A 26343-nucleotide genomic window follows, 5' to 3' on the forward strand; every position below is an offset into this window, starting at 1 on the left:
TTATTCACAACAACTAATACGCAGTCCTTGTTTTTCTAGCTCTTTTAAACGTTCGTCCTGACTTGGTACAGATTCAAGTATACCTAGAACAAACTCATAGTACTGGCTTTCTTTATTAAGAGAATAAAAAACCCATTGCCCTTTTCTTCTTTCCTTCACAAGCTCAGCATCTCTTAATTTTCGTAAATGCTGACTAATTGAAGGTTGGCTAGCTTGATAGATATCCACGAACTCACACACACAGCATTCATTGTTCTCTATTAATTTCACCATCGAAAGCCTTGTTTTATCCCCCAACAATTTTAAGATTTGGGCTGCCTTTTCAATACTATCTATAGATTTTGTACTCATTAATGAACACCTCCTACTCCCTTTCAGCTGATGTATAATAATGGGCTTATGTATTAATGCTTCATTACTATAATTGATTTATATATTATTTACAACTCTTCTAGCAAAATGCAATGGATGAACTATGAAGAATAATAACTAGGTCTGATTCTTAGGCTGTTTTTTAATAGATGTAATTTATATAGTTGACAATTTTTATCATAAGATTCATCCTGGCAGCTCCCCCAACTGTCCTTTTTCCTGTCTTATCTTTTTGAAATTCATGAATTCTCGTTAATTCTCGTTAAGCTGTCTTTTCATTTAAACTTTGTCACAAAAAGAGGCTGGGACAAAGTATTTTAGCCCAAGTAAAAAACGAACCATTGATCAACATGTTCGATGAGTGGTTCGTTTTTTTGGTTATGGTGAATACTGCTTCATCTGGTTCGTTCCTTCTAGCAGTTGATTGAAGGGCAAGGCCAAGACTCCTGCGGGAAAAGCGGGACAGATGAGACCCCGTAGGAGCGCAAGCGACGAGGACGCTCATCGCCCACCCGCGGAAAGCGAAGCCTTGCACGGAAATCAACTGCGGTGTCATAAGCGGTTCAGCTCATGTATCTCATTTGTTCATCTTTAGGTTGGATTCATTTAGTTATGTCCCGGCCTCTTTTTAATTAATCCGCTTATTTCAGAACTTACTTCGCTTTTTCTCTTTTTTGTAAAAAAATAGAGGCACTAATCCAAGAAGTAATTGGAATAATAATGGCTACACCAATACCTCCGCTTAAGATAGAAATGACTTCTGCACAAAAGGTTTTTGAATTGATAATATCTCCAAACGAATACGACAATCTCTTAAACCATATAATTAAAGTCAAATATCCCCCTACAAATGCAAAATACAGTGTATTGGTTGTGGTGCCTAAAATATCTCTTCCAATTTTCAGTCCTGAATTAAAGAGATTTTTTTTAGTTACGGACGGATCATGAATAAATAATTCATTCATAGAAGATGAAATAGATAGCGAAATATCAATGATCGCTCCTATGGCTCCCATAATAATTGTACAAATGGCTATTTTAGCAAAGTCGATTCCAACGTAAAGTGAAAAAGCGTTAATTTCTTCTTCTTGTTCTTCTCCAAACCCTTGAATCATGGCATGATGTTCAATGACAAAAATAAAGAGTACTAAAACGGCTAAGGTAATAATCGTTGAAACAAACGCAGCAAGCGTTTTATGATTGAATTTATTAATATAAAATAAATTAATGCAGCTAATGATTGTACAAGCGATCACCGTAACAATAATCGTATTTTTTATAGACAGCATAAAGAGAATGGTTAGAAAAATAACGCCAAAATTCAAGAACAAAGCAAGGAAAGATCTAATTCCTTTTTTTCCGCCTACAATACTCATCAGAATAAATAAAATAAGAGCTAGCAACAGTAAAACGTTCACTTTCTGTTCCCCTTCCTAAAAATAAAAAGAATCGAAAGATAGAGTGTAATTGGAATCGTTAGCACAATGCCAATGCTGCCAGTAAGAGCACGGATTAACTCTAACGAGAAATTCATTGAAAACGTGTATCCTAAAGGAGAACCGTTTTTTAAATAAAGAAGAACCATTGGAATTGTTCCACTTATATATGAAAAAAATAAAATATTCGTCATGGCTCCCATGATGTCTCCGCCAATTTCCTTGCCCGATTTCAGTAAGTCTTTGTGCGCTATCTCTTTATTCTTTTCATATAGTTCATAAACAGAAGAAGTAATCGTAATCGCTACATCCATCACAGCTCCTAATGATCCTATTAGTACCTCACTCATAAATATTTTTTGAGGAGGAATCGTCACAAACTCCATTCCTTCATAATGAAGACCGTTCGAATCTGTTAGCTGCATGACGATGTACGCAATTAATAGAGCAACAAACGTACCTATTAAAGTTGAAATAATTGCTACATGCGTTTTTTCTTGATTACCGCTTACTAATAATAAAGAAATAACTGTAAAAAGAACGACCGCAACAATACATACAGCTAGCAAGCTCACATTCCCTAGTGCTAAATATACATTGAGAGCCCCGATTAAAAGTCCAATATTAATAAATAAGCTAATGATTGAATAAAAACCTTGTTTTTTTCCAATCGCCAGCAAAATCAGTATAAATAAGCCCGCGACAGCGGTAACCTGCGTGTCCCGCTTCACTCCTTCAATCGTGCCGCTTAAAGCATGCTGGGAATTCTTTTCTAAGGACACAAAAAGATCTGTTCCAACAGTGTACTTTTGATCATAAGCACCTGAGTATGAGTACGTATTCTCTAAATGGATAAGCCTTCCTTTATATTTTCCGTTCATTATTTTAGCAACAATTTCCTGAGAATATACGGTATCTTTATTATGATTTAAATCAGCAGATTTGTTTTTTTCTACAACATTCGTCTTCACTACCTCAGCTATTGGTTTTTTATAAAGAGAATAATTGTGGTTTGTTACCATTAGCGCTATACACAAACAGCAAATTCCTAGTATATAGAGAAAGATTTGTTTCCGTGATGATTTATTGGACTTTACTTTCGAAAAAAGGTTCCTTATGTGCTGAGAATACAAAGTAGACATAAATACTTTCCTTTCTGGTTATCAATTGAACGCAGAGCTTTTCAACATGAAGAGACTGCAAAGAGATCTAAATTCCCTTTGCAGTCTCTTCATTCGTTTATTGTGAGTGCTATACGGCAAGACTACTGTAGGTATAAAAGACCCTCAAACCTACCGTTTTCCCTTCCGTACTGTACCAGATAAAAATGAAATTATAGTGAAAACATAGAGCGATTTATCTACTTCACTAGTTTTTTGTAACTATTTTATATAATCATAGGAATATAAAAACAAATAGAAAACTGCCTGCGCTATAATAAGTTGACTTTATAGCTACTAATTAGTTATAAAGCTCATGAAAAGCGACAAATAGTTGCTAAAAACAAGGAGGTTATTTCATGTTAACGAAAAAAACACTTGTCATGCTTTCTACTCTTACACTTGCAACAACATGCGTAGCATTCAGCACTCCAACTACTGAAGCAGCTGCTAAAGATACCTACTCAAAAAAAATTGAAGCTAAAGCAGAAACGAGACCTACGCTTCGTAAAGGTTCTCACTCTAGCTACGTAAGAGACTTACAGCAAAGCTTAAAAGATGTGAAGTATAACACATCAGTTGATGGAATTTTCGGTACGCAAACGCAAAATGTAGTAAAAGAATTTCAAAGCGATCACCGCTTATCTCCAGATGGTATTGTTGGCCCCTTAACATGGGCGGCTTTAGATGAGAACAAGGTAGAAAGAAAGCAATTTCCTGTCAGCACGGCTATTACATTCGGTAAAAAAGAACTCGGTGACAACATTGTCTTCAGTACAGACGACCGCTTACGGAAAGATATCAACGATAAAGCTTACTATAGATTCGTAGCAAAAAATAAAGACTGGATGGATCAAGGGGGATCAGGTACCATAGGCTGGTATCATATTTACAAAAGTGGAGATGTGATTGAAGAATCCAATTAAATCTATTTACAGATAACGGTTCGAAAAAAGCCTTTATAATCACTCTTTTGAGTGATTTACTGCCCGCCTTAAAGAATGCTAAAATTTAAAAGAATCATTCCGTAGGTACTTTACTTGAACAAGAACCGCTAGTTTACTCCCCACAGCTGTTCTTGTTATTTTTTTAGGTAAAAATACAAAAAGCAGCATGTGAACATTCCACGCGCTGCTTTTTGCAATTACATGACTACTCTGCGGGTCGAGGTCCTGCTTCACGTCCCGAGCTCTCTACCGTTAGTATTGGTCGAACGGTGACATCTTCATTTACACGAATTTGGCAAGATAAGCGCAAATGATCTTCAATTGAACTTTCTGAGTATGCATTTTTCTCTGCGTTTGTTAAATCACAATATTCACCTTCGAGCACTTCTACCCTGCAAGTTGTGCATTTGGCTTTTCCGCCGCACCGATGAAGAATATTTATACCATTGTCTTCAAGTGCCAAGACAAGCTTTTTTCCTTTTTCCACTTCAAAACTTCCGTATCCTAAAACGGTTACTCTTGGCATGTATCTCCCTCTTTCCCTCTACTGTGTACAAGCGATTTAAATTACACTATATGCAGTTTCTTTTTATTGCATGCCTAGATCCAATTAAGAAGACCATCATTTTGTAATACGGCAACTAAAACGACAATCCCAAGTATAATAACAGGTATCAGTGCTTTTAAAATTTGATACTTAGATAATTCTACGCGTTGAGGCTCCTTTAATGAGCGGCTTTGATTTAACTCAGTGTTGTTTTCACTTTCTTTGTGATCCATGTTCCTCTGCCTTTCTATTTTTTATAGTGCGGTTCATATCTACTTTTGCTGACATAACAAAAATAGACACAGAATTTCTTCATAAAAACCATCTTAACCTTTTTAAGAACATGCTATACTAACAATTCTATTTTAAAATACGCACCTATCTTAAATTTCAGACAAACAAATTCACCATGATCATAAAAGACACGAACTACTCATCCATTCATGATAAATAGTTCGTGCCTGACTTTACCTGCACTACTTTTGTCTCGAGCTTTTTACTTTATATGTTGGTTTTTTGGAATTTTAATTTGTTTAATATCTCCCAGCACGTAAATATAAAAAATTAACCCTAGCAACAATACAATTCCCGCTACAATAAAACTTAGATTAAAAGAACCAGTTTTATCCAAAAGATATCCCGTTAAAGCTGTAGCTATAATTCCACCAAACAAATTATTAGCTAAATTAACAATAGAACTGAGAAGAGAAATAGAGCCTGCAGGCGCAATTTCAGCGGAAATAGACCAGCCGATTGGTGCCGTTGCAGATATACCTGCCAGTCCAATCGAAATACAAATCATCGCTACGACGACATTATCGGTGAAAATAGAGCCTAAAAACACAAACCCTAAGCATAACCCTACTACAATGATCGTACGATATACGTTTTGACTGTTATACCCTTTTTTTATAAGGTAATCAACAAGCCAGCCGCCAACTAAAATGCCAGCAAATGTAGCAATTAGCCAAGGTACTGCCGTAAGCAGGCCCGATGACATGATATCCATACCGTATTTTTCTTTTAAAAAAGTTGGCAGCCACGTTAACAGTAAATTAAACGTATATCCATAGCCTGTAAACCCAATCATTAGCCCCCAAACTTTCCGATTCGTAAATAATACTTTTAAGGTATGTAAAAATTTTGATGTTTGCTCATCGTTTGCATTTAGATTATTTTCTTGAATATACTTCAACTCATCATCTGATATGCGTCTATGCTTTTCTGGCTTTTCGTAATAAAACCAAAACAGCAGCGTAAACAGCACGTTTATCATTCCAATGGATAAAAATGCTGTGCGCCAATCAAATTTGGTGATGAGAAATGCTACAAGAGGCGCGCCAAGTACATTTGAAAATTTGGCCGCTGAATCAAACAAAGAATTTGGTAAGCTTCTTTCATTTGGAGGAAACCATAGCGACGTAGCTTTTGATGCTGCCGGAAATGCAGAAGCACTCATTATTCCTATTAAAAACCGGACAATATAGAGAAGAAGTTTTCCTTGCAAAAAAGCCATCGACATCGTTAATAAACTCCAAATCACCATACCGACTCTTGTCACCCATGCTACTCCGAACCGATCAAGTAAGCTTCCGGCAGGTATTTGCATGATCGTATAAGAATACGTATAAATAGAAAAGACAATTCCGAGCTCTGTTCCCGTTAAGTGAAATGCATCTTGTATTGCAGGAGCGGCCACTGACACCGCTACACGATCAAAATAGTTTAAAATAATCATACTGCTTAACAAAGATGAAATGAACCATCGTGTGCGTCCTGTTCGCTTTACTGTATGTTCACTCATAGCTAGCTCCTTTCATCAGTAGTTTGTTCGTTTTATTACCGTAGCATTCTACTTAATACCGCAACTTCTTTTGAAAGAAACATGAGTTTTCTTCATACATCATGTCAGAAATTCATCATTATAAAACATAAAACAAGAAGCAAACAAAAAAAGCCTAAGAATACATCTATTCTTAGGCTTTTCTCGCTAACAGTCTATTTGGTTGAAAGTTCACTTTCGGTTACCCACTTATGATTTTTCACTTTCTCTCCGCCTGTAGTCGGCGTGTAGTCTACCATATATACCGTTGTTTTTTCGGCTGAATCAATCGTTGCTTTTGCCCCTTTCATACCTTTCATATGATCTGCTTCAAGCGTCACTTCGCTACCTGGCTTTAACTGTTCGTTACCCGCATCTTTTATTTCTTCTTGAATAACCCACTTATGATTTTTTACTTTTTTTCCGCCAGTCTTTGGCGTATACGAAACGGTATAGGCCGTAGTGGCGTAAGCACCAACAATTGTTGCTTCAGCCCCGTTCATGCCTTTCATATGATCTGCTTTTATAACGGCTTTATCTCCAACTTTATATGTTGGATTCTCAGCTTTTTTTAATCCTTTTGGAACCTCTCCTGAACTAGAGTGATTCATCTCTGAGTGATCGTGCATGGATTCGTTTTTGTCAGCTGAAGGCTTTTCATGACTAGAATCGTTTCCGCATCCGCTTAGTCCAATAATGACAGATGCACCAAGAATAAATAGCTGTTTTTTCATAACAGTCCCTCTTTTCCACATAATAAATTTTAAAATAAAAATCATTTAATCCTTAAAAACAACTTATCTTTGCCTACTCTTCTTCTTTTCTTTATTGTAGCCAGAATTTGTGCAGATTTTGTGAAGATGAAGGTAATTAGGCACGAATAATTCCTGTACCTAAAAAAGGCCTTCGTATGAATCACTTACCACAAGGAAAAAGTATAAAAATAAAAGGAGGAAAGAAACATGCTAAAAATACGCTTTGCTCTGTCCTCACTGTTACTTGCGTTTAGCTTGGTGATGGGAGCCCCTTTTGCTTCCGCACACTCCACTCTCTCACCTAGCGTACAAAAAATAGAAGTAACGTCCATTAAAATGAAAACGCTCAAAACATTTATTGATGAACAAGATATGAATGCATTCACTAACAGTATAAAAAAAGCGCAGCATATGAAACTTCTCTTAGATGAAGAATCTGCTGGGAGCATCGATTGCAAAATGACCATTACCTATGGAGATGGTTCTAGCCGTCATTATTTCATTTGGATTATGGATGATGGACGCGATGTGTTAATTGCTCAGCAAAAGTATCCCGAGGACCTTCATCTTAAAGGGTATGAATTAAGCCAAAAAAATTCCTTGCACCTAACAAAGCTGCTAAAGAATATTCTTTAGCAGCTTTGTTTTTAGATTACTTTCACCGAGAATGACTCGATGACTCTAATATTTTTTAGTTTATATTGCCCACATAGCATATACTGCTATGACTGCGAGCACATACAAAATAGCTGAGACGATCCACTTTTTCATATCTTATAGCCTCACTCTCTGCAATCGCAGTGCATTTAATACAACCGATACAGAACTAAAGGCCATCGCGGCTCCAGCGACCCAAGGGGCTAACAGCCCAACTGCTGCAATTGGAATACCAAGCGTGTTGTAGCCCATTGCCCAGAATAAGTTTTGCTTAATATTAGAAATTGTTTTTCTACTCATTTCGATCGCATCTGCAATGCTCATCAAGTCTCCTCGCATCAGCGTAATATCAGCGGCTTCCATCGCTACATCCGTTCCTGTTCCGATGGCCATTCCAATATCAGCTAACGCAAGTGCAGGAGCATCATTAATACCGTCTCCTACCATGGCGACTTTTTTACCTTGCTGCTGAAGCTTTTTCACTTCTTCTGCTTTTCCTTCTGGCAACACTTCTGCTATAACGTGCTCAATACCCGCTTGCATCGCAATAGCCTGAGCTGTTTGACGATTATCACCTGTAATCATCATCACTTCTAAGCCCATTTCTTTTAACCTGGAAACTGCTTCTTTAGAAGTCGCTTTAATGGTATCTGCAACAGCAAGCATGCCGGCATATTTTCCGTCAAGAGCAACGAGCATAGCCGTTTTTCCTTCTCGTTCTAAATTTGTCATTTCTTCTAAGGCTGTATCAATATTTACTTTATGTTGGTTCATAAGCTTTCTTGTTCCCACTAACAGCTCTTGCTCTTGTACAGTTGCTTTCACCCCATACCCTGGAATAGTTTCAAAAGATAACGGATCTTGAATCTCTATACCTTTATTTTTTATACCTGCTACGAGTGCTTGAGCGAGAGGATGCTCCGACAAACGCTCAGCCGATGCAACTAACTGCAATAGCTCATTTTTTTCGTAGCCTTGTGCAATACGCACATCGGTTAACTCGGGAGTTCCATTTGTAACAGTTCCCGTTTTATCTAAAAGAACCGTATCGATTTTATGCGTTGCTTCTAAATGCTCGCCGCCTTTAAACAAAATACCAAATTCTGCTGCGCGGCCCGACCCCGCCATAATGGAAGTTGGAGTAGCTAAGCCTAACGCGCATGGACATGCAATCACTAATACGGCAATAAGCTTTTCTAAAGCCGGCGCAAATTCGCCAGGCGCAATCCAAATATACCAAACAAAGAAAGTAAGAAGTGCAATTCCGACTACAATTGGCACGAATATACCTGAGATATAATCAGCTAATCGCTGAATAGGCGCTTTAGAACCCTGCGCTTCTTCTACTACTTTAATAATTTGCGCAAGCGCCGTCTCCCTGCCAACGTTTGTAGCTTTTATTTTTAGAAAACCGTTTTTATTAAGTGTGGCCCCAATTACTTTATCTCCAATGTTTTTATCTACCGGTACACTTTCACCTGTGAGCATGGACTCATCTAAGGCCGATTGCCCTTCAATAATCTCTCCGTCTACAGGCACTTTTTCACCAGGTTTAATAAAAATAACTTCCCCTTTTTGGACTTCTTCCACCGGAATTTCAACTTCCGCTCCGTCTCTTATGACAACAGCCGTTTTAGCCTGCAAGCCCATCATCTTTTTAATTGCTTCTGAAGAACGGCCTTTGGCATTTGCTTCAAACAATTTCCCTAAAAGAATCAGCGTAATTAATATAGCGCTCGTTTCATAATAAAGCTGATCTGTATGAGCAGATGACCCAAGCGATTTAAGAGAAGAGTATAAACTGTAGAAATAAGCTGCACTTGTACCTAGTGCTACTAAAACATCCATGTTGGCACTTTTATTACGCAGAGCTTTAAATGCGCCTACATAAAATTGCTTCCCTACCACGAATTGAACAGGCGTAGCTAAAGCAAGCTGAACCCATGGATTCATCAGCATATGAGGTAAAGGAATAAACGACGTAAACGTAAAATGGCTAACCATTGCCCATAATAGCGGTACGCTTAAAATCAATGAAAACCAAAACTTCCCTTTTTGTTTACTGAGTTCTTTTTCTCTGTAGCTTTGCTCTTCTTCCTTTTCTTCTGACTTTAGCTTTGCTCCGTATCCAAGCTTTTCAACTCGCTGCGTTATATCTTGCGGAGCTATTTGAGAAGGGCTGTATTCAACAGAAGCCGTTTCTAAAGCAAGGTTAACGCTTGCCTTTGTCACGCCTTCTAATTTGTTTAACCCTTTTTCAATCCGAGTCGAACAAGCGGCGCACGTCATGCCCGTAATAGCAAATTCGGCTTTTTCACTTACAACTCCATACCCAAGCTTTTCGATTTTTTCTTCAAAGGCCTGTGGACTTGTTTTAGACGGATCAAATATGATAGTAGATCTTTCCAAAGCCAAATTCACGTTTGCTTCTTTTACACCTTCTATTTTTTTTAATCCTTTTTCAATTCGGTTAGAGCACGCTGCACATGTCATACCTGTAATTTGCAAGGTGGCTTCTTTTTGTTTATCACCCATCACGTTTCGCCTCCTGTTATATACCTATAAGGGGTATATATTTTTCCTAAATCAAGCGTGCGAAGGTATTCGCACGCGATGCTGTTTATGCTACGTCATAACCTTGGTCATCAATAGCCTCTTTAATATCTTCGACCGTTACTTGACGTGGATCAAATGCAACTGTTACTTTTGCATCTTCTAAACTTACTTCTACGCTTTTAACGCCATTAAGTTCGCCTACGCCGCCTTCAACAGCTTTGACGCAATGACCGCAAGACATTCCTTGTACTGATAATGTTACGTTTTCCATTTTTAGCATCTCCTTTATTTCATTAATCGTTTAATGGTTGTTAATAATTCATCTACTACTTCTTCATCACCATCTTGCACACGTTCTACAATGCAATGCTTCAAGTGACCTTCAAGCAAAATTTTACTTACACTATTTAAAGCAGACTGCGCAGCTGCGATTTGAGTAATCACGTCGTCACAATACGTATCTTTTTCAATTAATCCTTTAATTCCTCGAATTTGTCCTTCAATTCGATTTAATCGGCTTGTTAGATTTTTTTTCACTTCTGGAGAATGGTGACTTTTTCTTTCACTATTTATCGTACAACATTTTTCTTCACTGTTCATGTGATTCGCTTCGACCATCTAACATCCTCCCTTCATGACTTCATCATACTATACCCCCCTACCCTATGTAAAGGGAAAAGGTCGCTTACTTTATCTTTTCACCAATTTCGATAGCTATGCTCATATCATTTTCAACTAACATCAACCCACTTATAGCCTATTCCCCATACGGTTTGCAAGTATTCGTCTACAGGAAAACCCGCTTTTCTAAGCTTATCTCGAACATTTCGCACATGGGAGTCAATAGTACGATCTCCAATCTCAGCCTCATATCCCCACACTAACACAAGCAAGTCGTCCCGGCTGAACACACGATTTAAATGCTGAAGAAGTAATCCCACTAATTCAAACTCTTTAGGGGTCACTTGAATGTGCTGATTTTTATATTGTAATACGTGGTCTTCCTTGCTCCATACTAACCCTTTATAGGTGATTTCATTCTTTTCTTTTAAGGAACGTCTAAGAACCGCGCTGATGCGTGCAACCAATTCTTCTTCGCTAAACGGTTTAGTAATATAGTCGTCTGCCCCTATATTTAATCCTTTTACTACATCTAACGTTTGGCTGCGGGCTGTGAGCATGATGACCGGTAGATCAGACATTTTTCTTACTTTTTGACAAATCTCCCACCCATCTTCGCTTGGCATCATAATATCTAATAACATCAAATCTGCTTTGTTACCTTCATAAAGATAGCGCAGCGCTTCTGTGCCTTTTTCAAATTTTACACATGTAAATCCGTTTGGCATCAGATAAAGTTCTAGTAAATCCAGCATCCTTGCTTCATCATCTACTAATAAAATAGTTGCCATCCTATCCATCCTCTCTTAATGCAATCTCTACAGTCGTTCCTTTTCCCGTCTCGCTTGTGATGGTTATTTCTCCTCCATGAGCTTCTACAATCTCCTTTACAATTGATAAGCCTAATCCGTAACCTCCACTTTTTCTCGAGCGGGATTTTTCCACTCGATACAGCTTGTCAAATACGTAAGGCAGATCTTTTTCTGGAATGCCTATTCCTTGATCTTTAAGAGTTATTGTCAATGATTCAGCTGATTTTTTTACCATTAAATCAATTTTAGTCCCTTCTTTTGAATATTTCATTGCGTTATCAAGTAAATTGATAATCACTTGCTGAAATCTTTCAGGATCTAGTGAAATGTAAAGGCCTTGAGGGCAGCTTATGTCCAGCTCCATCTCTTTTTCTTTTAAAGCTAAATTAAAATGCGCGCCTATGGTGTGCAAATACGTAGCCAGTTCTACTTTTTGTTTTTGAATAAAAAATGTGTGCTGATCCAGCTGCGCCAGCTGAAACAAACCTTTGACTAACTGTGAAATTCTTTCCGCTTCTTCTTCCACAATGGCAAGATATTTATCACGTTCTTGCGGTGTATTAGAAGGCCTTCTCGCTACGTCCGCATAGCCCTTTAAATACATCAAAGGAGTTTGAAGTTCATGTGAAATGCTGCTTAAAAATTCATTTCTCTCTTTTCGTAACCGCTGCAGCTCATTCGCTAGCGACTGAATGGACATTCCTAATTGTCCAAGTTCATCTCTTGAATGAGCACCAAGCTTTACAGACAAATCTCCTTGACTCAGCTTCTCTGTTGCTTTTTTCATCTTGATTAAAGGAGCAGTTATAAATTTAGACAGAGCAAAAATAGTCACAATCGAAAATAAAATGGAAACAGCTCCCGCTACGTAAAAATGATGCTGTAGTCTCGCAATCATTTCGTGAATATCATTTGTGTTTTTGAACATATAAACTGTTCCAAACTGCTGATGGCCTTTTTTAATAGGTGATGCTGTGGCGATATAAGGTTTGCTTTTCCAGTCGCCTTGCATAATTTCACCTTTGTATGTAAGAGACTTTCCTTTCCATTTCTCTACTGCTTTTCTTGCACCTTGAATTAAAGGCCTAGACGAACTGATAATTTTTCCTGTTTTATCTGTTATGACAACATCAGTTTCTGCTTCAGATTCCATCAGTGCAACATGGTTAAGCGTAGCCGCATCATGATGCTTTTCTAGTACTTCCCGGTGACTGTTTCCTCTTAAACGCAAACTTTCTAATTCCTCTGAAATTCGTGTGTTGGCAAGGCCGCTATATAAGTAAAAAAAGAGAGCCGCTTCAATTAGTAAAATGAACATTAAAAATAAGAGTCCAAGCTTAATAGAAATTCTATTCATTTATTCACATCCTTTGCTTTCATTATAAAAGTAATAATTGAAGAAACTGTGCAGAATAAAGCATACATGATTAAATAACCATTATTCTCTGACAGTTTACCACAGGTATCTGACAGCTTAGCGTATAAAATACGTTTATCATAACGTAAATTTCGAACTCACTAAGCACGCAGCACTACATAATCCAAAAGCAAAAAAAGATGGACACATAACGAAATCCCTCCATTCCACAGCTAGAAGCACCTATATACAGGAAACCTGCGTTCACCATATCAATAAAATCAACAAAAAATCCGAACGAGTTGGATTCTCCATCAAGAATCTCGATTCATCGTTCGGATTTTCCTTCAACTAAAATACTTTTGTCCCAGCCTCTTTTTATTTAACAATGATAACAGGACATTCTGCGGATTGAGCAACTTCGTGACTTACACTTCCTAAAAATGTCTCTTTCACAAAGCCCTTTCCTCGACTTCCTATTACAATGACGTCTTGTTGATTGTCATGTGCGTATTCGATAATTTTCTTTGAAGCGGTGCCTTCTAAACCGTATGCCTCATATGGAATACCTGATTGAGTTAAATAATTGTGAGCTTCAGATAAAATATCGCGGTTTTCTTCTTCTATCAGTGCGTCTAAGTCAACGCTAAAAACAGGCTGCTGCAAGTGAATTCGTTCCTTAATATGTACAATGGTCAGCTTATTAGCATTTACGCTTTTAGCTAGTTTACTTGCATGTTGAAGAGCACGAATAGAAGGTGCCGAACCGTCAAAGGCGACTAAGATTTTGTTATACATATAAAGAACCCTCTCTCTTTTTGTTCTTTCATGATGCGTTACCATCTAGATGCTGTAGATGATAAAGCAAAAAATAATAAAGTAAGAGACTTCTTGATTTTTGCTTTATCATCCATACTATACTTTTACCGCTTTCAGAAAAAACAAAACATTTATCCGTTTTTTTCCATATAAAAAGCCTTTGCTCACTAGAAGCAAAGGCTGATTGTTTATGTTAGTAGGTTATTTAACAAACTTCTTTTAACTCTTCAGTTAAACGTAAAAAAGTTTCTTTATCTCTTTTTTCTAAAGACTGATCAATTTGCAGTAAAAGCTGTGCTTTTTTAAAGTCACGAAGAGATTTGTTTAGCACTAGTTGAGCTGCTGTCGCGTCTGATACTTTTACTTCTTCTTGTGTCATTTTGCGGGACGTATAGTTTTCCATTACAAGTCAACTCCTCATCCTTTTCGCTATTATATAAGAAATCATATAATTATTCAAATATTTTTTCTTATTTTTCATTTTAATCCAAAGGCGAGCGAATTGGATGAATTGATTTCAGTGCAAGGCTTCGCTTTCCGCGGGCGGCCGGTGAGCCTCCTCGTCGCTTACACTCCTGAGGGGGCTCAACTATTCCGCTTTTCTCGCAGGAGTCTTCGCCTTGGCCTCCAATCAACAGCTAGAAGCAACAGAATACACAAAATCCACGTTCACCATCACCATGAAAAAATCCGAACGAGTTGGATTCTTTATCAAGAATCTCGATTCATCGTTCGGATTTTCTTTCAACTAAAATACTTTTGTCCCAGCCTCTTGTTATCACAACCACTCTGCGCGTGAAGAACCTCGAGGAACGAGAACCGTTTTATATTCCCCTGGAGTTTCCGACATTTCGATTTGTTCTGTAAGCCCTTGGTACAATCCTAAAGGTGTTTGGGCGGTAAAGAGATCCGGTGCAATGTACTCATGCTTCTCTGACGAACCAGCTGTTTGATGAGCGTATGTTTTGTCATAGATGCCCATTGATAAAATCCATAAAGATACGCGGTCTAATGATACACGCACGCGGTAGCTGCCTCCTTCTTTTGCTCTTCTTTCTAGTGCCATTAAAGCACCGACTTCAAGCAGCCAAGAAACCGCATAATCATTTACCACTACAATAGGAGGCAGCTTAGGATTTTCTGGCGATCCTTCTAACGCCATGACTCCTGTTACACTTCCCGCTGTCTGATCAAATCCATTTCTTCTTGCCCAGTCTCCTTGCGTTCCGTGCAGGTTAACGGCGCAGTGGATGATTCCTGGTTTTAGCTCTGCACACTCTTCAGCTGTTAGACCGTATCTCTCTAGAAATCCGTATCGACGGTTCGCAAAAAAGATATCGGCTTCTTTTAGAAGTTCAACCATTTTTTCTTTTCCTTCTTTTTCACCGATATCCAGCGTTGAAGAGCGCATACCGACATTAGACGTAGCGTAAATCGGATCATGCTCCCAATCCGTTGGCTTCCAAATATTTAAGACGTCCGCACCGTGTAAGGCAAGAGCTCTACCAAATCCTGCTCCCGCAATAACATGACCAAGCCCTAATGCTCGAATACCATCTAGCGGCGTTTTAGGATTCTTTGAAAAAGGAATCGGCTCACTTTCTCCAATCTTTTCAATTTCAATTAAAGGAAGCTGCGATACTTCTTCATACACGGACTCATTCATAAACTCTTCAATTGTCCGCACAACAGGCATGATAACTCCTCGCTCCGCTGCAGCTTTTTCTAATTCTTCTGCATTCCATCCGCGAATTGCTTTTGCCACTGCATCAGGGTCTTCTATACAATTTAACAACTTTAGCGTTTCATGCTTAGAGCGTGGATATGGATTCAGCGGCATCACCCATTTATCATCTTTTGTTTGATAAAAGCGAAAGCCTAATGGGTTATATGGATCATTTGCTTTACTCGGGGCATACCCATTAAGCTTTTCCCATTTTTTATCGTAAAAAGGTGATAATCTTCGGATAGCTTTTCGTAAATCCATATGAATATCTTGACCTTTTCCTCCGCGTATTCTCCAAATTTTTGAGACAGCTACTGACTTAGCAACTAGTGCAATAGCTGCTGCTGAAGCGAGGCGCAGCGTACTAGGAACAATCGGATCTTCTCCGTAAAATGTAATGCTTCCTCCGCTGTCTTTTGCTGATAAGCCGACTCCTTGAAGCACATTTTCCAGCTCTTGATAGATATCAAAATCACGATTATCCGTTAAACGATTTTCATTTGCTTTCACAATAGATTTTGTTAGCTGATCTTTCGTAATGTTGCTCACGTATAGTCCCTTCTTTCCTAATATAATTACCTCATTATGTCCCTGCTTGCTGAAGTTATGCCCTCATCGAGTTAAATCAAAACACTTTAATGTAACCTTTACGTTAACGTTAATATTATCTTAAAACGAATGTATCATATATCTCTTATACGAACAAATAATTTGTTTCACAGACAAACAAAAGCGCTTTATGTTTTTGTACATAAAACGCTTTTTTCCTATTTCATATTTTCTTTTTTGAACTACTTTTCAATCGGTTTTTTTAATGCATGTAAATTTTCTTCTGCAGAAAGCATGACTTGGTTCATAATATCTTCCGCATCTTTAATTGCTTGGTTATAAAAGTGAGGACCGATATGTTCTTTAATAAACTCTAATACATTTTCCGCTGCAAATTCACTTATTTCTTCATCTCGTTCGTTATAAAAAAACGTTTGAATTTCATTCAGCATTTTATCTTTGTCTTCTTTTGAAAAATTAATAAACATAAACAAAACTCCTCTTTACATTGATATCTGTCTACCTGACATCATAGCAAGAGGAGCTGAGAAAATGCAGTCTTTTTTTCTTGTTGTTTTTGTGTACAATGCCTATGCTGATTTGAATTAGCTAGACACTTTCATCGCCGGTTTTTCTTTTATGCGGCCTGAGCGCTTTTTCATATCTTGTAAAATTTCTAAATATCTCTTTTCCGTCAACTCATATTTTACGAGTGGGACAAGTGATAACAAGCAGAGAATACCCGGAATAATCGTAAAGATTAAAGCAATCCAAATGAGCGTGCTGTGTGACTGAATTTGATTTGGCACGTACCCTACTGCTGAAAGGATGTACCCGCCTACTGCTCCACCCACTGCTGAAGCAACCTTTGTTTTGAAAATATTCGTAGAAAACACCATTCCTTCCGCTCGGTTCCCCGTTTTCCACTCGCCGTATTCTACACAGTCAGCGAGCATAGATGTTTGAGCAATGTTGCTAACTCCACCGCCGAAAGAAGCTAAAAAGCTTAAAATCATCACTGGCATAACGTGGAAACCCGTTGCAAACATTGTAAGAGTGGCTACAGCATTTAGCGCAATCCCCCCTATTGCTGCACGTTTCTTTCCAAATTTATTTGAAATAAAAGGAGACGCGATCGCCCCTACAATTTGTGCGGTAAAAAATAAGGTTAAATAAAGAGACGCGATGTTCTCTGCATTTAGATTGTATTTAAAATAGTAAATAGAAAAAGTAGTTCGAATTGTTAAAATCGTTTCAACTAAAAGCATCGAGAAAATCAGGTAGCGCAGCGGTTTATTTTGAATAAATAAGTTCCAAACTGCTTTTGGCGTCTGCTTTTCCTGTCTTTTTACGGTATAGTTTTCTTTTACTCCTGAAAATGTGATGATCATTGTAATCATTAAGATACACGCATAAATAAGACTAAGCATAAACCAGTTTCCAAAATAATGAGCTAGTGGAAGAGTTAATAAACTAGCAAATAAAGACCCTACTGCTGCAATTGTTCTAGGAAAAGCTACTACTTTATTTCGTTCTTTTACATCTTGTGTAATCGTTGCTGAAAGCGACCAATAAGGGATATCCATGATAGCAAAGCTTGTTCCCCACGCGATATAAGTGATATAAGCATAAATTAATTTTCCTGTATGAGAAAGATCAGGACTAATAAAACACGCGACTGTAGCCACGGCTGCAAAAAATCCGCCTATTAAAAGATATGGCCTAAACTTACCAAATCTCGTTTCTGTATTATCAACAATCATTCCGATAATAATGTCTGCAATTCCATCCCATATTCTAGCAATAAGAAATAAAGTTCCTACGGCTGCGGCATTTAATCCTACACTATCCGTATAAAAAATCATTAAATATGTACTTGTTAATGCATAAATAATATTGTTTCCAAAACTCCCCATTCCGTATGATAACACGGTCTTTAGAGAAACTTTTGACTGTACCCCCATGCTCATATAACCTAACTCCCTTCTCCTATAAAACGCTTTCATATCATATTATGAGTGACTAGAATCTCATTGCTTTATGAGATTCTAGTCTCCTGTTGCTACTACATGTTTTCTACAATACGACTTTCATAAGGCTGCAGAACAATATCTTTAAATACTTTTACTTCTGACGTATGGTTCATAAGAAAGTAATAACTTTTCTCTCCAAGCTTGCGAGGATATACTTCAATTCCCTCTTCACTTTCTCTATGCTCAATATGCTGCTGTTTCACAATATCAAGCGCAATTTTTTCAAACGTTTGCTCCTCAATTCCACAGCCTACATAATAAACCGTTCCGTGACCAAATTGATTTTTTGTTACAGCTGCTTGATTATAAAATGGATCATCATACTCATACAGCACTTCAGCTGTTACAGGCGTGATAATATCTCTCCACACGGACGCACTTGATTCTTCTCCTTCATACGGTCCTTTTCCTTTAATAGCTGCTTTTTGAGTAGAAGACAGTGCTTCCACTTCATGAATTTCAATTCCTGTTATTTCTTTTACATATCCCGGGAGCGTCTGTTTAAAATGAATGTTATTTTGTTTGTCTTTAATGCCGGTTCTAAAAGTAAAAATAATCACGCCGCCGTTTTCAGTAAATTCAGTAAATCTTTTACCTAGTTCTTCATCAATGATTTGCAAAGCCGGAACAACCAGTACTTTATAGCTTGAAAAATCTCTCGAAGCAGGAATAACATCAATAGGTGTATTCAACTTATAAAACGGTGTATATCCTCTAAGAAGCTCCTGCGTAAAGTCAAATCCTTCACTTTGCTGCTGAAAGCGCCATGACCATATATTTTCATAGTCATATAAAACGGCAACATCGGATTTAATATCAGACTCAAGTACATGTTCGTAATGAACGATTTCACTAAATAACGACTGAACTTCTTTGTAGCGTCTTCCATAATGATTATCGTGACCTACAACTCCATAGCAGTATTGCTCAGCTCCTCTTGTCATTCCGCGCCAACGGAAATACAGCATGTCCGTGCATCCATGAGCAAACGCTTGATAAGACCACATTTTTGCCTGATTAGGCCTCGGTAGATAACCGATGACATCATGACCTTGAGCACCCATTAATTCCTCTACAATCCAGAAGTTTTTATGTAGCAGACCTCTATTAAAATCATGTCCCAGTGCAATATGAGCAGGGGTAATCGGCTCTGTTTGACCGCCCCATACCGGATAATTGTCATAGGATACAAAGTCCATGACTTCTAGATTCTCTTCATGGTCAAACCATTTATCAAAAAAGCCTCCTGAGACGTTCGTTGTCAACAGCTGGTGATCACCTTTATATCTCTTCACAATTGCTGTTTGTTCATGAGCATATCTGTTTAACGAAAAAGAGCGAAAGCGCGCCCAATCAAGCTTTAACGAAGGACTGTGTGTCGTAATTGTTTTTACAGGCATAGGCACTTCAGTAAACTCGTTATATGTTTGTCCCCAGAAAATAGTGCCATACTTCTCATTTAACTCATTGATGTCTTTGTATTTTCTTTCTAAAAACTGCTGAAACTCTTTATGACATTGTTCGCAGTAACACATGTCACTGCCTTCATGGCCAAATTCATTGTCAACTTGCCATGCTACGATTGCTTCTTCTGAGCAGTAATGCTTTACAAGTTGTTCTGTAATCTGAGCACTATACTTCCGGTAAAGAGGCGAATTAAAACAATATTGACGTCTTCCTCCAAAGGCTCTGACCGCCCCGCTTTCATCTTTGGATAAAATAGAAGGATGCTTCTTCGCAAGCCAAGCCGGAAAAGTGGCAGTAGGCGTACCAAACATAACGTCAATATTCTGTTTTTTGAGCTTATTGATAACGCTATCAAAAAAAGAAAAATCATATTCACCTTCTTTAGGCTCCATAAGATGCCAAGCGAACTCTCCTATTCTCACCATGTTTGATCCTAGCTCTTTAATGCCTTGGATATCTTCTTCTATCATATTCTCTGGCCAATGTTCAGGGTAATAATCGACACCGATGTACATTTTTCTCTACTCCTATCTATTTCTTTATTTCATTAAATGAACGATTTGCTGCTACTTATTAAGGTCTACTCGGAAACGGTGATCAAAAGCAAAAAAATCACATTTATTTTCTTCATAAATAAATCTCTGTTCAACTTTCAAGATACATACTTCCTAATCTTTTAAAACGCTTACAAGTTTATTTTATGAACTTTATTCAAAATATTCAATGGTAAAAATTTAGAGAAAAACATCCTTTTTTTGCTCCTTATTAAAAGAAAGAATAAAACGCTTACAAAGACAAATGTTTTTATAATTCTTTTATATATCTTCCCTCACACTCCCCACATCCACATTTAGGTAATAAATTGCTTAGAAAACAATCGTCAAAAGTAATTTCTTTCATACATGTTATCTAACAATTAGTAAGAGTCATTTGACTTATTTATAAAATAGTAAAAATTACAGAGCAGGTTTTTACCATTGTTAACACACTAAACCTACGTTCATCATCACAACAAAAAAAGACCGCACAATTAATCAATAATCTCGATTAATTGTGCGGATACTTTTTGGGCTAAGATACGTTTGTTCCGCCTTTTACTTGCAGCTGATTATAAACATACCTTTTACCGGTTTGTGTTCATGCAGCTTCCATTTATACAAAGCTCTTCAAACACAGGATCCTTTACATTTTCCATTAATAATGGTGTTGCAACATGCTGGAAATTAGAATGACGAATCGTTAGGTTTGTGACGGGAGAACGTTCATAGGCTCGAATCCATAAGCCGTATTTGCCTCCGTTGCTTTGCATATTTTCTATGTTGATATTACGAACGACGGGCGTAAAATTCCCTGTGTCTCCTTCTTCATAGTACATGTCTATTTGAATCACTTCACTGCCAACGCTTTTGACCGTATTGTTGCTAAAGTTGATATCTTCAATCGTTCCGCCGCGGACTGAATTTGTTTTAATGCGCAGCGCCCGGTCTAGATTGGGACTGTCCATAACATTGTGCTGAGCAAATACGTTCCGAACGCTTCCTGATATTTCACTGCCTATCACAACGCCCCCGTGGCCATCTTTCATTTCGTTTCCTTCAATAATAATATTTTCACTTGGTACGTTGATTCTTCTTCCATCTGCATTACGCCCCGACTTAATCGCAATACAATCATCTCCATTGTCAAAATAAGAATCTTTAATAAGCACATTTTTACTCGATTCAGGGTCTACTCCATCATTATTAGGACCGTGACCTATAATTTTTACATCATCAATTAAAATGTTCTCGCTTAAGACGGGATTGATTTGCCACATTGGCGAATTTAAAATGGTTACGCCTTTTATCATGATATTTTTGCTGTGGTAAGGCTGAATAAAACTAGGTCTCAAATAGTGCCCTTTACCAAATACGCGCTCTTTAACAGGAACTTTCTCTTCTGCCATTTTAAACAGCAAATCCCGATCTTGCTGTTGATTCGGCTCGCCTTCTTTCCATCCAAATTCCTTTTTCCCTTTCCACGGCCACCAATGTTCATTATCACCCTGTCCATCTAGCGTACCTTCTCCTGTAATCGCAATATTTTTTTCATTATAAGCATAGATAAGCGGTGAATAATTATATAGCTCTACGCCTTCCCATCTTGTTAAAACAGCAGGTAAATATTTATCAGGATTTTGACTAAACTTGATTGTAGCTTTTTTCATAATGTGAAGGTTCACGTTGCTTTTTAAATAAATTGCACCCGTAACATAAGTTCCTGGTGGAACAACAACGCGCCCTCCTCCTGCTTTGTTAGCCGCTTCGATTGCTTTTTTAAAAGCAGCCGTTGAATCAGACTTTCCACCTCCTGCTGCTCCGTACCGCTTAATATTAAACGTACGGTTCGGAAATGAAGGAGGCTGAATTTGTTCTTTAACTGCTGTTATTTTTTCACTTGCTGAAAGAGCTTCTCCTTGGGCAGAAAACGGTAAAATAAGCATAAGAGTCATCACAAACAAAGAAAGCACATATTTTTTCACTAGCTTTTCCCCTTTCGTTTAACAATCTAGTAACCGACTTATTTATAAAGTAACGCCTGTTTTAAAAATGGCTATTTCTCTAAAATCATTTTTTTCATTATTTACAAGCTCTCCGCTAGAAACGCTGATCATGTACTCAATAAAGCTTTCTAACGTAGCTTCTTCTGTGTCACCTTCAATCAGTACCCCTCCATTAAAATCAATCCAGTGCGGCTTCTTGTTATAAAGAGCGGTGTTTGTAGAAATTTTTATAGTGGGCACAAACGTTCCAAACGGCGTTCCTCGTCCCGTTGTAAACAGTACAATATGACACCCTGAAGCCCCTAAAGCAGTTGAGGCAACTAAATCATTTCCAGGAGCACTTAGTAAATTTAAACCGTTAGTTTGTAAGCGATCTCCGTAATTTAACACGTCTACGACTGGAGCCGTGCCTGCTTTTTGAGTACAGCCAAGTGATTTATCTTCTAACGTTGTAATGCCGCCTGCTTTATTGCCGGGAGAAGGATTTTCATACACCGGCTGTTTATGATTGAGAAAATACGTTTTAAAGTCATTAACCAGATGAACAATTTTATCAAATGTTTGTTCATCAACAGCTCTTTCCATTAGCAGGGTTTCTGCACCAAACATTTCAGGTACTTCTGTTAAAACTGTTGTGCCTCCTTGAGCAATGAGCCAGTCAGAGAATTTACCGAGCAGCGGATTTGCTGTAATACCAGATAATCCATCTGACCCACCGCATTTAAGACCTACTTTCAGCCTGGAAATATCAACGTCTTCTCTTTTATCATCTTTAGCAACAGCATAAATTTCTTTTAACAAATTGACTCCTGCCTCAATTTCATCCTCGACGTCTTGAGATTGTAAAAACTTCACTCTGCTTTCATCAATTGTACCTAGCGCTTGTTTAAATTCTGTTAAGCTATTATTCTCACATCCAAGCCCTAATACTAATACGCCTCCAGCATTTGGATGCTGTACCATTCTCGTAAGCATGGTTCTTGTATTAAGGTGATCATCACCGAGCTGAGAACATCCGTAATTGTGTTTTAAAACGGTTACATGTTCAAAAGGCGAGATATCCCCTATTTCTTTTTGAAACTGTTTAATCATTTGTTCGGCTATACCATTTACGCACCCTACAGTTGGAATAATCCAAAGCTCATTTCTAATTCCAATGTCTCCATTTTTGCGGCGATATCCTTTAAACGTTAGCGCTTGTTTTTTTTGTTTAGGAACTGCTAACTTTTGATGAAATTCATATTCGTTAACATTATTTAAATTTGTTTTTGTGTTATGCGTATGCACCCATTCACCAGGTGAAATAGAGTGCGTCGCATGCCCGATTGGAAAACCATATTTTATAATGTTGCCGCCCGCTGAAATTGGCGTAAGAGCTATTTTATGGCCCAGTTTCACTTCTTCTTTTAGAGAAAATTCTTTTCCATCAACCATAAGGTTCTCTTGTGCTAAAAAATCTCGTAAAGCTACTGCTACATTATCTTCCTCATGAATACGAATTACTTCTTTCATATGCTTCACCTCTTACTGTTTAGTTGCGGTTACATAGAGAATTTCTTTTATTGCCTGTTTCATTCCTAGAGTTTCAATGGCTAAGACTCCATTTGTTACGGCTTCTGTTAAGCTAGGAATCGTATTTAAATTCTCTCCCCAATGCTCTTTATATCCCAGCACTTCTTTTACAATGCAAGAAATGCTTTTTTCAGTACCGTCAAACGTATTCCAAAGAGATTCATACATTTCTAGAACTGCAGGGTCATCTGATAGTTCAATTTTTTCTCCTTCTCTTTTCCCTTTATAAAAAGAAATGAGGGCACTGAGAGAAAATGTAAGCAAAGCCGGCAGCGCTCCTTGCTTTTCAACGTACTCTTTAAGAGTTGGGATGTTTCGCGTTTTAAACTTTGTCATGCTGTTCAAAGAGATGCTCAATAATGCGTGGTGGATAAACGGATTTTGAAAGCGTTCTAATGCAGATTTAGCAAATGGCAAAGACTCTTCTTCCGAAACTGGTAAACTAGGAATAATTTCTTCATACAGACACTTTCGAATAAATGTTCCGATTACATCATCTTCGACTGCTTCTCTGACCGTATTTAGTTCCGCTAAATACGCAACAGGCATCATAGCAGTATGAATCCCGTTTAAAATTCTGACTTTCTGCAGCGCATATGGTGTAATGTCGTTCACAAATTTCACATGTAAACCAGCTTCTTCCGCGGGAAACTCTTCTTTTACCCACTCAGGTCCCTCAATAACCCATAAGTAAAATGGCTCTGCGATCACAAAAAACTCATCTTCATAACTCAGTTCATTGAGCAGATTTTCATCGTTTGGATAACCTGGCACAATTCGGTCAACAAGCGTGCAGCAAAAAGCATTTGCTTCGTGTATCCATTCGGTAAACTTTTTCTCTAAATTCCATTTGTCGGCATAGCGCAATACCATTTTCTTTAACAAGTCCCCGTTTCGCTCCACTAATTCACAAGGAAGGATAATAAGTCCCTTTGTTGTATCTCCTTGAAAAGCTTTAAACCGCTTATATAGAAATGCCGTGACTTTACCAGGAAAACTCTTTTGCGGTGCATGTTCCAAGCGGTCCTCTTCTAAAAATGCGATGCCTGCCTCTGTTGTATTAGAAATAAGAAATCTTAGCTCTTCTTTCTCCGCTAATTGCATATACGCCTCATAATCTTCATATGGATTTAGACCGCGGCTAATAGATTCAATTACTTCATGTTCTTTGACTGCTTTGCCGTCTTGAATTCCTTGAAGAGAAACCGTAAACAAACCGTCTTGCTTATTCAATTTACCTGCATTTCCTGTGATTCTCGGATTGACAGCTACTATACTGCCTTTAAATGCAGTGCGTTTGTTCATTTGATGAATTTGCCAATCAGCAAACCCCCTTAGAAATACGCCTTCTCCGAACTGCAGTACTTTTTCTGGGTATATACGTGTGTTAGCTTGCATCTGACGGTTTAACTTCATGTTAGCATCTCCTTCTTTGCACACATTAACATTATTATTTTTATAGCTTTTTATATTATTTTAATTCAAAAAATGTTAACGTTAACATTTTTGGGCCGGTTATTTAGTATAACCGGCTACATGGATGAGCGTGACTTTACAGACTGGCGAACCATTAATTCGGTATTAATTAAAACTTTATTTTGCACCATATTTTTGTCATCTTTGTTCATTAATGATAAAACTGCTTCTGCTCCGGTCATGCTGATTTTCTCGATTGGTCTTTTAACGGTTGTTAGTGAAGGAGTGGTGTATTTGGCTAATTCAATATCATCAAATCCAATAATTGAGATATCACTCGGTACGTTTAGCCCAGACTCGAATGCGGCATTCATAGCACCGATTGCCATATCATCATTTGAACAAAAAACAGCAGTAGGCGGCTGCTTTAACCTTAACAGTGCTTTCATTCCTTCATATCCGCTTTGCATATCGTAATTTCCTTGAATCATATACTCTTGGCGAATGGAAACATTGTGATCAATTAACGAGTTAAGAAATCCTTCCTTACGCTGTTGAGTTGATTTAAAACCTTCTATTCCTTCTATGATTGCAATATGCCTGTGACCTAATTCAATCAAATATTCGCCGGCTTTGTAGGCTCCTTCTTTGTCATTTGACAAAATATTAATAATCGATGAATCGTCAACTTGACGGTTGAGCACAATCAACGGGATGCCTTTTTCTACTACGTTATATATAAAAGTGTTATCACGGTCGCTTTGACTCATTAAAATAATCGCATCAAAGCGTTTATTGTTGATGTACGTATAATCATCATAATCGTCAATGCCTCTTACAAATAAATTATACTGAACATCAATTACTTTACTTACCCCTCTAATACTATCTACTAAAAAACTTGGTGACGTACCGTTTGCCATGCTCGTAAAAAACAATCCAATTGTATGAGATTTTTGAAGCACTAAATTTTTCGCATGATAATCAGGAATATAGTTAAGCGTATTTGCAATCTCTAAAATTTTCTTTTTTGTTTTTTCTTTAATAAGCGGACTATTGTTTAATGCACGTGAAACCGTTGTATGTGATACGTTTGCTAGTTTTGCAATATCCTTAATTGTAACACCCATTTCATTTACCTTCCTTTAATGAATCAGTATCGATTTTTATTATAAGG

25 protein-coding genes are annotated in these 26343 nt (G+C 37.7%); 2 read left to right on the forward strand and 23 right to left on the reverse strand.

Translation table 11 applies throughout. The annotated features are described in order from the left end of the window. From MMB69_RS15040 to MMB69_RS15050, 3 genes are all read right to left on the reverse strand, one after another. A complete protein-coding gene (locus MMB69_RS15040; RefSeq protein ID WP_013056623.1) occupies positions 1-351 on the reverse strand; it encodes an ArsR/SmtB family transcription factor in 351 nt (116 codons plus the stop codon). Positions 352-1025: 674 nt separating this feature from the next. Beyond that, entirely contained in the window at positions 1026-1790 is a 765-nt protein-coding gene (locus tag MMB69_RS15045) for a YibE/F family protein (RefSeq protein ID WP_221782702.1), read from the reverse strand. Next, positions 1787-2779 (reverse strand): YibE/F family protein, encoded by a 993-nt coding sequence (locus MMB69_RS15050; RefSeq protein ID WP_221783418.1) that lies wholly within the window; start codon positions 2777-2779, stop codon positions 1787-1789. The genes MMB69_RS15045 and MMB69_RS15050 overlap by 4 nt, the downstream gene beginning before the upstream one ends. 548 nt (positions 2780-3327) lie before the next feature. Between MMB69_RS15050 and MMB69_RS15055 the strand changes: the two genes are divergently transcribed. Further along, a complete protein-coding gene (locus tag MMB69_RS15055; protein ID WP_221782700.1) occupies positions 3328-3894 on the forward strand; it encodes a peptidoglycan-binding domain-containing protein in 567 nt (188 codons plus the stop codon). A gap of 226 nt (positions 3895-4120) precedes the next feature. Here MMB69_RS15055 and MMB69_RS15060 read toward each other — a convergent pair whose 3' ends face one another. The 4 genes from MMB69_RS15060 to MMB69_RS15075 form a co-directional block, all read right to left on the reverse strand. Further along, the gene (locus MMB69_RS15060; protein WP_221779773.1) at positions 4121-4441 is read right to left on the reverse strand and encodes a 2Fe-2S iron-sulfur cluster-binding protein; all 321 of its coding nucleotides are present in this window, start codon (positions 4439-4441) and stop codon (positions 4121-4123) included. A 74-nt stretch (positions 4442-4515) separates the two neighbouring features. Beyond that, positions 4516-4695, reverse strand: a complete 180-nt coding sequence (locus MMB69_RS15065; protein WP_014460510.1) for a hypothetical protein — start codon at positions 4693-4695, stop codon at positions 4516-4518. A 263-nt stretch (positions 4696-4958) separates the two neighbouring features. Further along, positions 4959-6266 carry an MFS transporter gene (locus tag MMB69_RS15070; RefSeq protein ID WP_221782698.1) on the reverse strand — a complete coding sequence of 436 codons (1308 nt, stop codon included), beginning with the start codon at positions 6264-6266 and terminating at the stop codon, positions 4959-4961. Positions 6267-6460: 194 nt separating this feature from the next. Continuing rightward, complete coding sequence (locus tag MMB69_RS15075) at positions 6461-7018, reverse strand: YdhK family protein (protein WP_221782697.1); 558 nt, start codon at positions 7016-7018, stop codon at positions 6461-6463. Between the two features lie 228 nt (positions 7019-7246). On the opposite strand from MMB69_RS15075, the gene MMB69_RS15080 reads away from it, so the two are divergent. After that, positions 7247-7675 (forward strand): hypothetical protein, encoded by a 429-nt coding sequence (locus MMB69_RS15080; protein ID WP_221782695.1) that lies wholly within the window; start codon positions 7247-7249, stop codon positions 7673-7675. A 138-nt stretch (positions 7676-7813) separates the two neighbouring features. Here the strand turns inward: MMB69_RS15080 and MMB69_RS15085 are convergent, their stop codons facing one another. The 16 genes from MMB69_RS15085 to MMB69_RS15160 all read right to left on the reverse strand — a co-directional run bounded on the left by MMB69_RS15085 (position 7814) and on the right by MMB69_RS15160 (position 26296). Next, on the reverse strand, positions 7814-10231 hold the full coding sequence (locus MMB69_RS15085) for a heavy metal translocating P-type ATPase (RefSeq protein WP_221782693.1): 2418 nt from the start codon (positions 10229-10231) through the stop codon (positions 7814-7816). Between the two features lie 85 nt (positions 10232-10316). Further along, positions 10317-10523: a copper chaperone CopZ gene (gene copZ, locus MMB69_RS15090; RefSeq protein WP_221782691.1), complete on the reverse strand. Its 207-nt coding sequence runs from the start codon at positions 10521-10523 to the stop codon at positions 10317-10319. A gap of 14 nt (positions 10524-10537) precedes the next feature. Then, the gene (locus MMB69_RS15095) at positions 10538-10870 is read right to left on the reverse strand and encodes a metal-sensitive transcriptional regulator (RefSeq protein ID WP_013056612.1); all 333 of its coding nucleotides are present in this window, start codon (positions 10868-10870) and stop codon (positions 10538-10540) included. A 113-nt stretch (positions 10871-10983) separates the two neighbouring features. Further along, positions 10984-11664: a response regulator transcription factor gene (locus tag MMB69_RS15100; RefSeq protein WP_221782689.1), complete on the reverse strand. Its 681-nt coding sequence runs from the start codon at positions 11662-11664 to the stop codon at positions 10984-10986. Position 11665: 1 nt separating this feature from the next. Continuing rightward, on the reverse strand, positions 11666-13042 hold the full coding sequence (locus MMB69_RS15105) for a sensor histidine kinase (protein WP_221782687.1): 1377 nt from the start codon (positions 13040-13042) through the stop codon (positions 11666-11668). A 378-nt stretch (positions 13043-13420) separates the two neighbouring features. Then, positions 13421-13840 (reverse strand): universal stress protein, encoded by a 420-nt coding sequence (locus MMB69_RS15110; RefSeq protein ID WP_050690064.1) that lies wholly within the window; start codon positions 13838-13840, stop codon positions 13421-13423. A 226-nt stretch (positions 13841-14066) separates the two neighbouring features. Then, complete coding sequence (locus MMB69_RS15115) at positions 14067-14264, reverse strand: IDEAL domain-containing protein (protein WP_013056608.1); 198 nt, start codon at positions 14262-14264, stop codon at positions 14067-14069. A gap of 79 nt (positions 14265-14343) precedes the next feature. Further along, positions 14344-14496 (reverse strand): hypothetical protein, encoded by a 153-nt coding sequence (locus MMB69_RS15120; protein WP_221782685.1) that lies wholly within the window; start codon positions 14494-14496, stop codon positions 14344-14346. 143 nt (positions 14497-14639) lie between these two features. Beyond that, entirely contained in the window at positions 14640-16136 is a 1497-nt protein-coding gene (locus tag MMB69_RS15125) for a CoA transferase (RefSeq protein WP_221782683.1), read from the reverse strand. Positions 16137-16378: 242 nt separating this feature from the next. Beyond that, positions 16379-16624 carry a DUF2164 domain-containing protein gene (locus tag MMB69_RS15130; protein ID WP_013082790.1) on the reverse strand — a complete coding sequence of 82 codons (246 nt, stop codon included), beginning with the start codon at positions 16622-16624 and terminating at the stop codon, positions 16379-16381. Positions 16625-16741: 117 nt separating this feature from the next. Continuing rightward, positions 16742-18106 carry a glycoside-pentoside-hexuronide (GPH):cation symporter gene (locus MMB69_RS15135; protein ID WP_221782681.1) on the reverse strand — a complete coding sequence of 455 codons (1365 nt, stop codon included), beginning with the start codon at positions 18104-18106 and terminating at the stop codon, positions 16742-16744. A 95-nt stretch (positions 18107-18201) separates the two neighbouring features. Beyond that, positions 18202-20151, reverse strand: a complete 1950-nt coding sequence (locus MMB69_RS15140; RefSeq protein ID WP_221782679.1) for a beta-galactosidase — start codon at positions 20149-20151, stop codon at positions 18202-18204. A 608-nt stretch (positions 20152-20759) separates the two neighbouring features. After that, positions 20760-22157, reverse strand: a complete 1398-nt coding sequence (locus tag MMB69_RS15145; RefSeq protein WP_264409092.1) for a glycoside hydrolase family 28 protein — start codon at positions 22155-22157, stop codon at positions 20760-20762. Positions 22158-22199: 42 nt separating this feature from the next. Beyond that, positions 22200-23690, reverse strand: coding sequence for a UxaA family hydrolase (locus tag MMB69_RS15150; protein WP_221782677.1), 1491 nt, complete (start codon positions 23688-23690; stop codon positions 22200-22202). A 12-nt stretch (positions 23691-23702) separates the two neighbouring features. After that, positions 23703-25166 carry a tagaturonate reductase gene (locus MMB69_RS15155; protein WP_221782676.1) on the reverse strand — a complete coding sequence of 488 codons (1464 nt, stop codon included), beginning with the start codon at positions 25164-25166 and terminating at the stop codon, positions 23703-23705. Between the two features lie 116 nt (positions 25167-25282). After that, the gene (locus MMB69_RS15160) at positions 25283-26296 is read right to left on the reverse strand and encodes a LacI family DNA-binding transcriptional regulator (protein WP_221782674.1); all 1014 of its coding nucleotides are present in this window, start codon (positions 26294-26296) and stop codon (positions 25283-25285) included. Positions 26297-26343 lie beyond the last annotated feature (47 nt).

The sequence above is a fragment of the Priestia sp. P5 genome, from assembly GCF_029522155.1.
Classification (GTDB): domain Bacteria; phylum Bacillota; class Bacilli; order Bacillales; family Bacillaceae_H; genus Priestia; species Priestia megaterium_E.

Coding starts and splice junctions, on each gene's coding strand:
- MMB69_RS15040 (WP_013056623.1), bottom strand. CDS start 351: ATGAGTACAAAATCTATAGATAGTATTGAAAAGGCAGCCCAAATCTTA.
- MMB69_RS15055 (WP_221782700.1), top strand. CDS start 3,328: ATGTTAACGAAAAAAACACTTGTCATGCTTTCTACTCTTACACTTGCA.
- MMB69_RS15060 (WP_221779773.1), bottom strand. CDS start 4,441: ATGCCAAGAGTAACCGTTTTAGGATACGGAAGTTTTGAAGTGGAAAAA.
- MMB69_RS15065 (WP_014460510.1), bottom strand. CDS start 4,695: ATGGATCACAAAGAAAGTGAAAACAACACTGAGTTAAATCAAAGCCGC.
- MMB69_RS15070 (WP_221782698.1), bottom strand. CDS start 6,266: ATGAGTGAACATACAGTAAAGCGAACAGGACGCACACGATGGTTCATT.
- MMB69_RS15075 (WP_221782697.1), bottom strand. CDS start 7,018: ATGAAAAAACAGCTATTTATTCTTGGTGCATCTGTCATTATTGGACTA.
- MMB69_RS15080 (WP_221782695.1), top strand. CDS start 7,247: ATGCTAAAAATACGCTTTGCTCTGTCCTCACTGTTACTTGCGTTTAGC.
- MMB69_RS15085 (WP_221782693.1), bottom strand. CDS start 10,231: ATGGGTGATAAACAAAAAGAAGCCACCTTGCAAATTACAGGTATGACA.
- copZ (WP_221782691.1), bottom strand. CDS start 10,523: ATGGAAAACGTAACATTATCAGTACAAGGAATGTCTTGCGGTCATTGC.
- MMB69_RS15095 (WP_013056612.1), bottom strand. CDS start 10,870: ATGGTCGAAGCGAATCACATGAACAGTGAAGAAAAATGTTGTACGATA.
- MMB69_RS15100 (WP_221782689.1), bottom strand. CDS start 11,664: ATGGCAACTATTTTATTAGTAGATGATGAAGCAAGGATGCTGGATTTA.
- MMB69_RS15105 (WP_221782687.1), bottom strand. CDS start 13,042: ATGAATAGAATTTCTATTAAGCTTGGACTCTTATTTTTAATGTTCATT.
- MMB69_RS15110 (WP_050690064.1), bottom strand. CDS start 13,840: ATGTATAACAAAATCTTAGTCGCCTTTGACGGTTCGGCACCTTCTATT.
- MMB69_RS15115 (WP_013056608.1), bottom strand. CDS start 14,264: ATGGAAAACTATACGTCCCGCAAAATGACACAAGAAGAAGTAAAAGTA.
- MMB69_RS15130 (WP_013082790.1), bottom strand. CDS start 16,624: ATGTTTATTAATTTTTCAAAAGAAGACAAAGATAAAATGCTGAATGAA.
- MMB69_RS15135 (WP_221782681.1), bottom strand. CDS start 18,106: ATGAGCATGGGGGTACAGTCAAAAGTTTCTCTAAAGACCGTGTTATCA.
- MMB69_RS15140 (WP_221782679.1), bottom strand. CDS start 20,151: ATGTACATCGGTGTCGATTATTACCCTGAACATTGGCCAGAGAATATG.
- MMB69_RS15150 (WP_221782677.1), bottom strand. CDS start 23,690: ATGAAAGAAGTAATTCGTATTCATGAGGAAGATAATGTAGCAGTAGCT.
- MMB69_RS15155 (WP_221782676.1), bottom strand. CDS start 25,166: ATGAAGTTAAACCGTCAGATGCAAGCTAACACACGTATATACCCAGAA.
- MMB69_RS15160 (WP_221782674.1), bottom strand. CDS start 26,296: ATGGGTGTTACAATTAAGGATATTGCAAAACTAGCAAACGTATCACAT.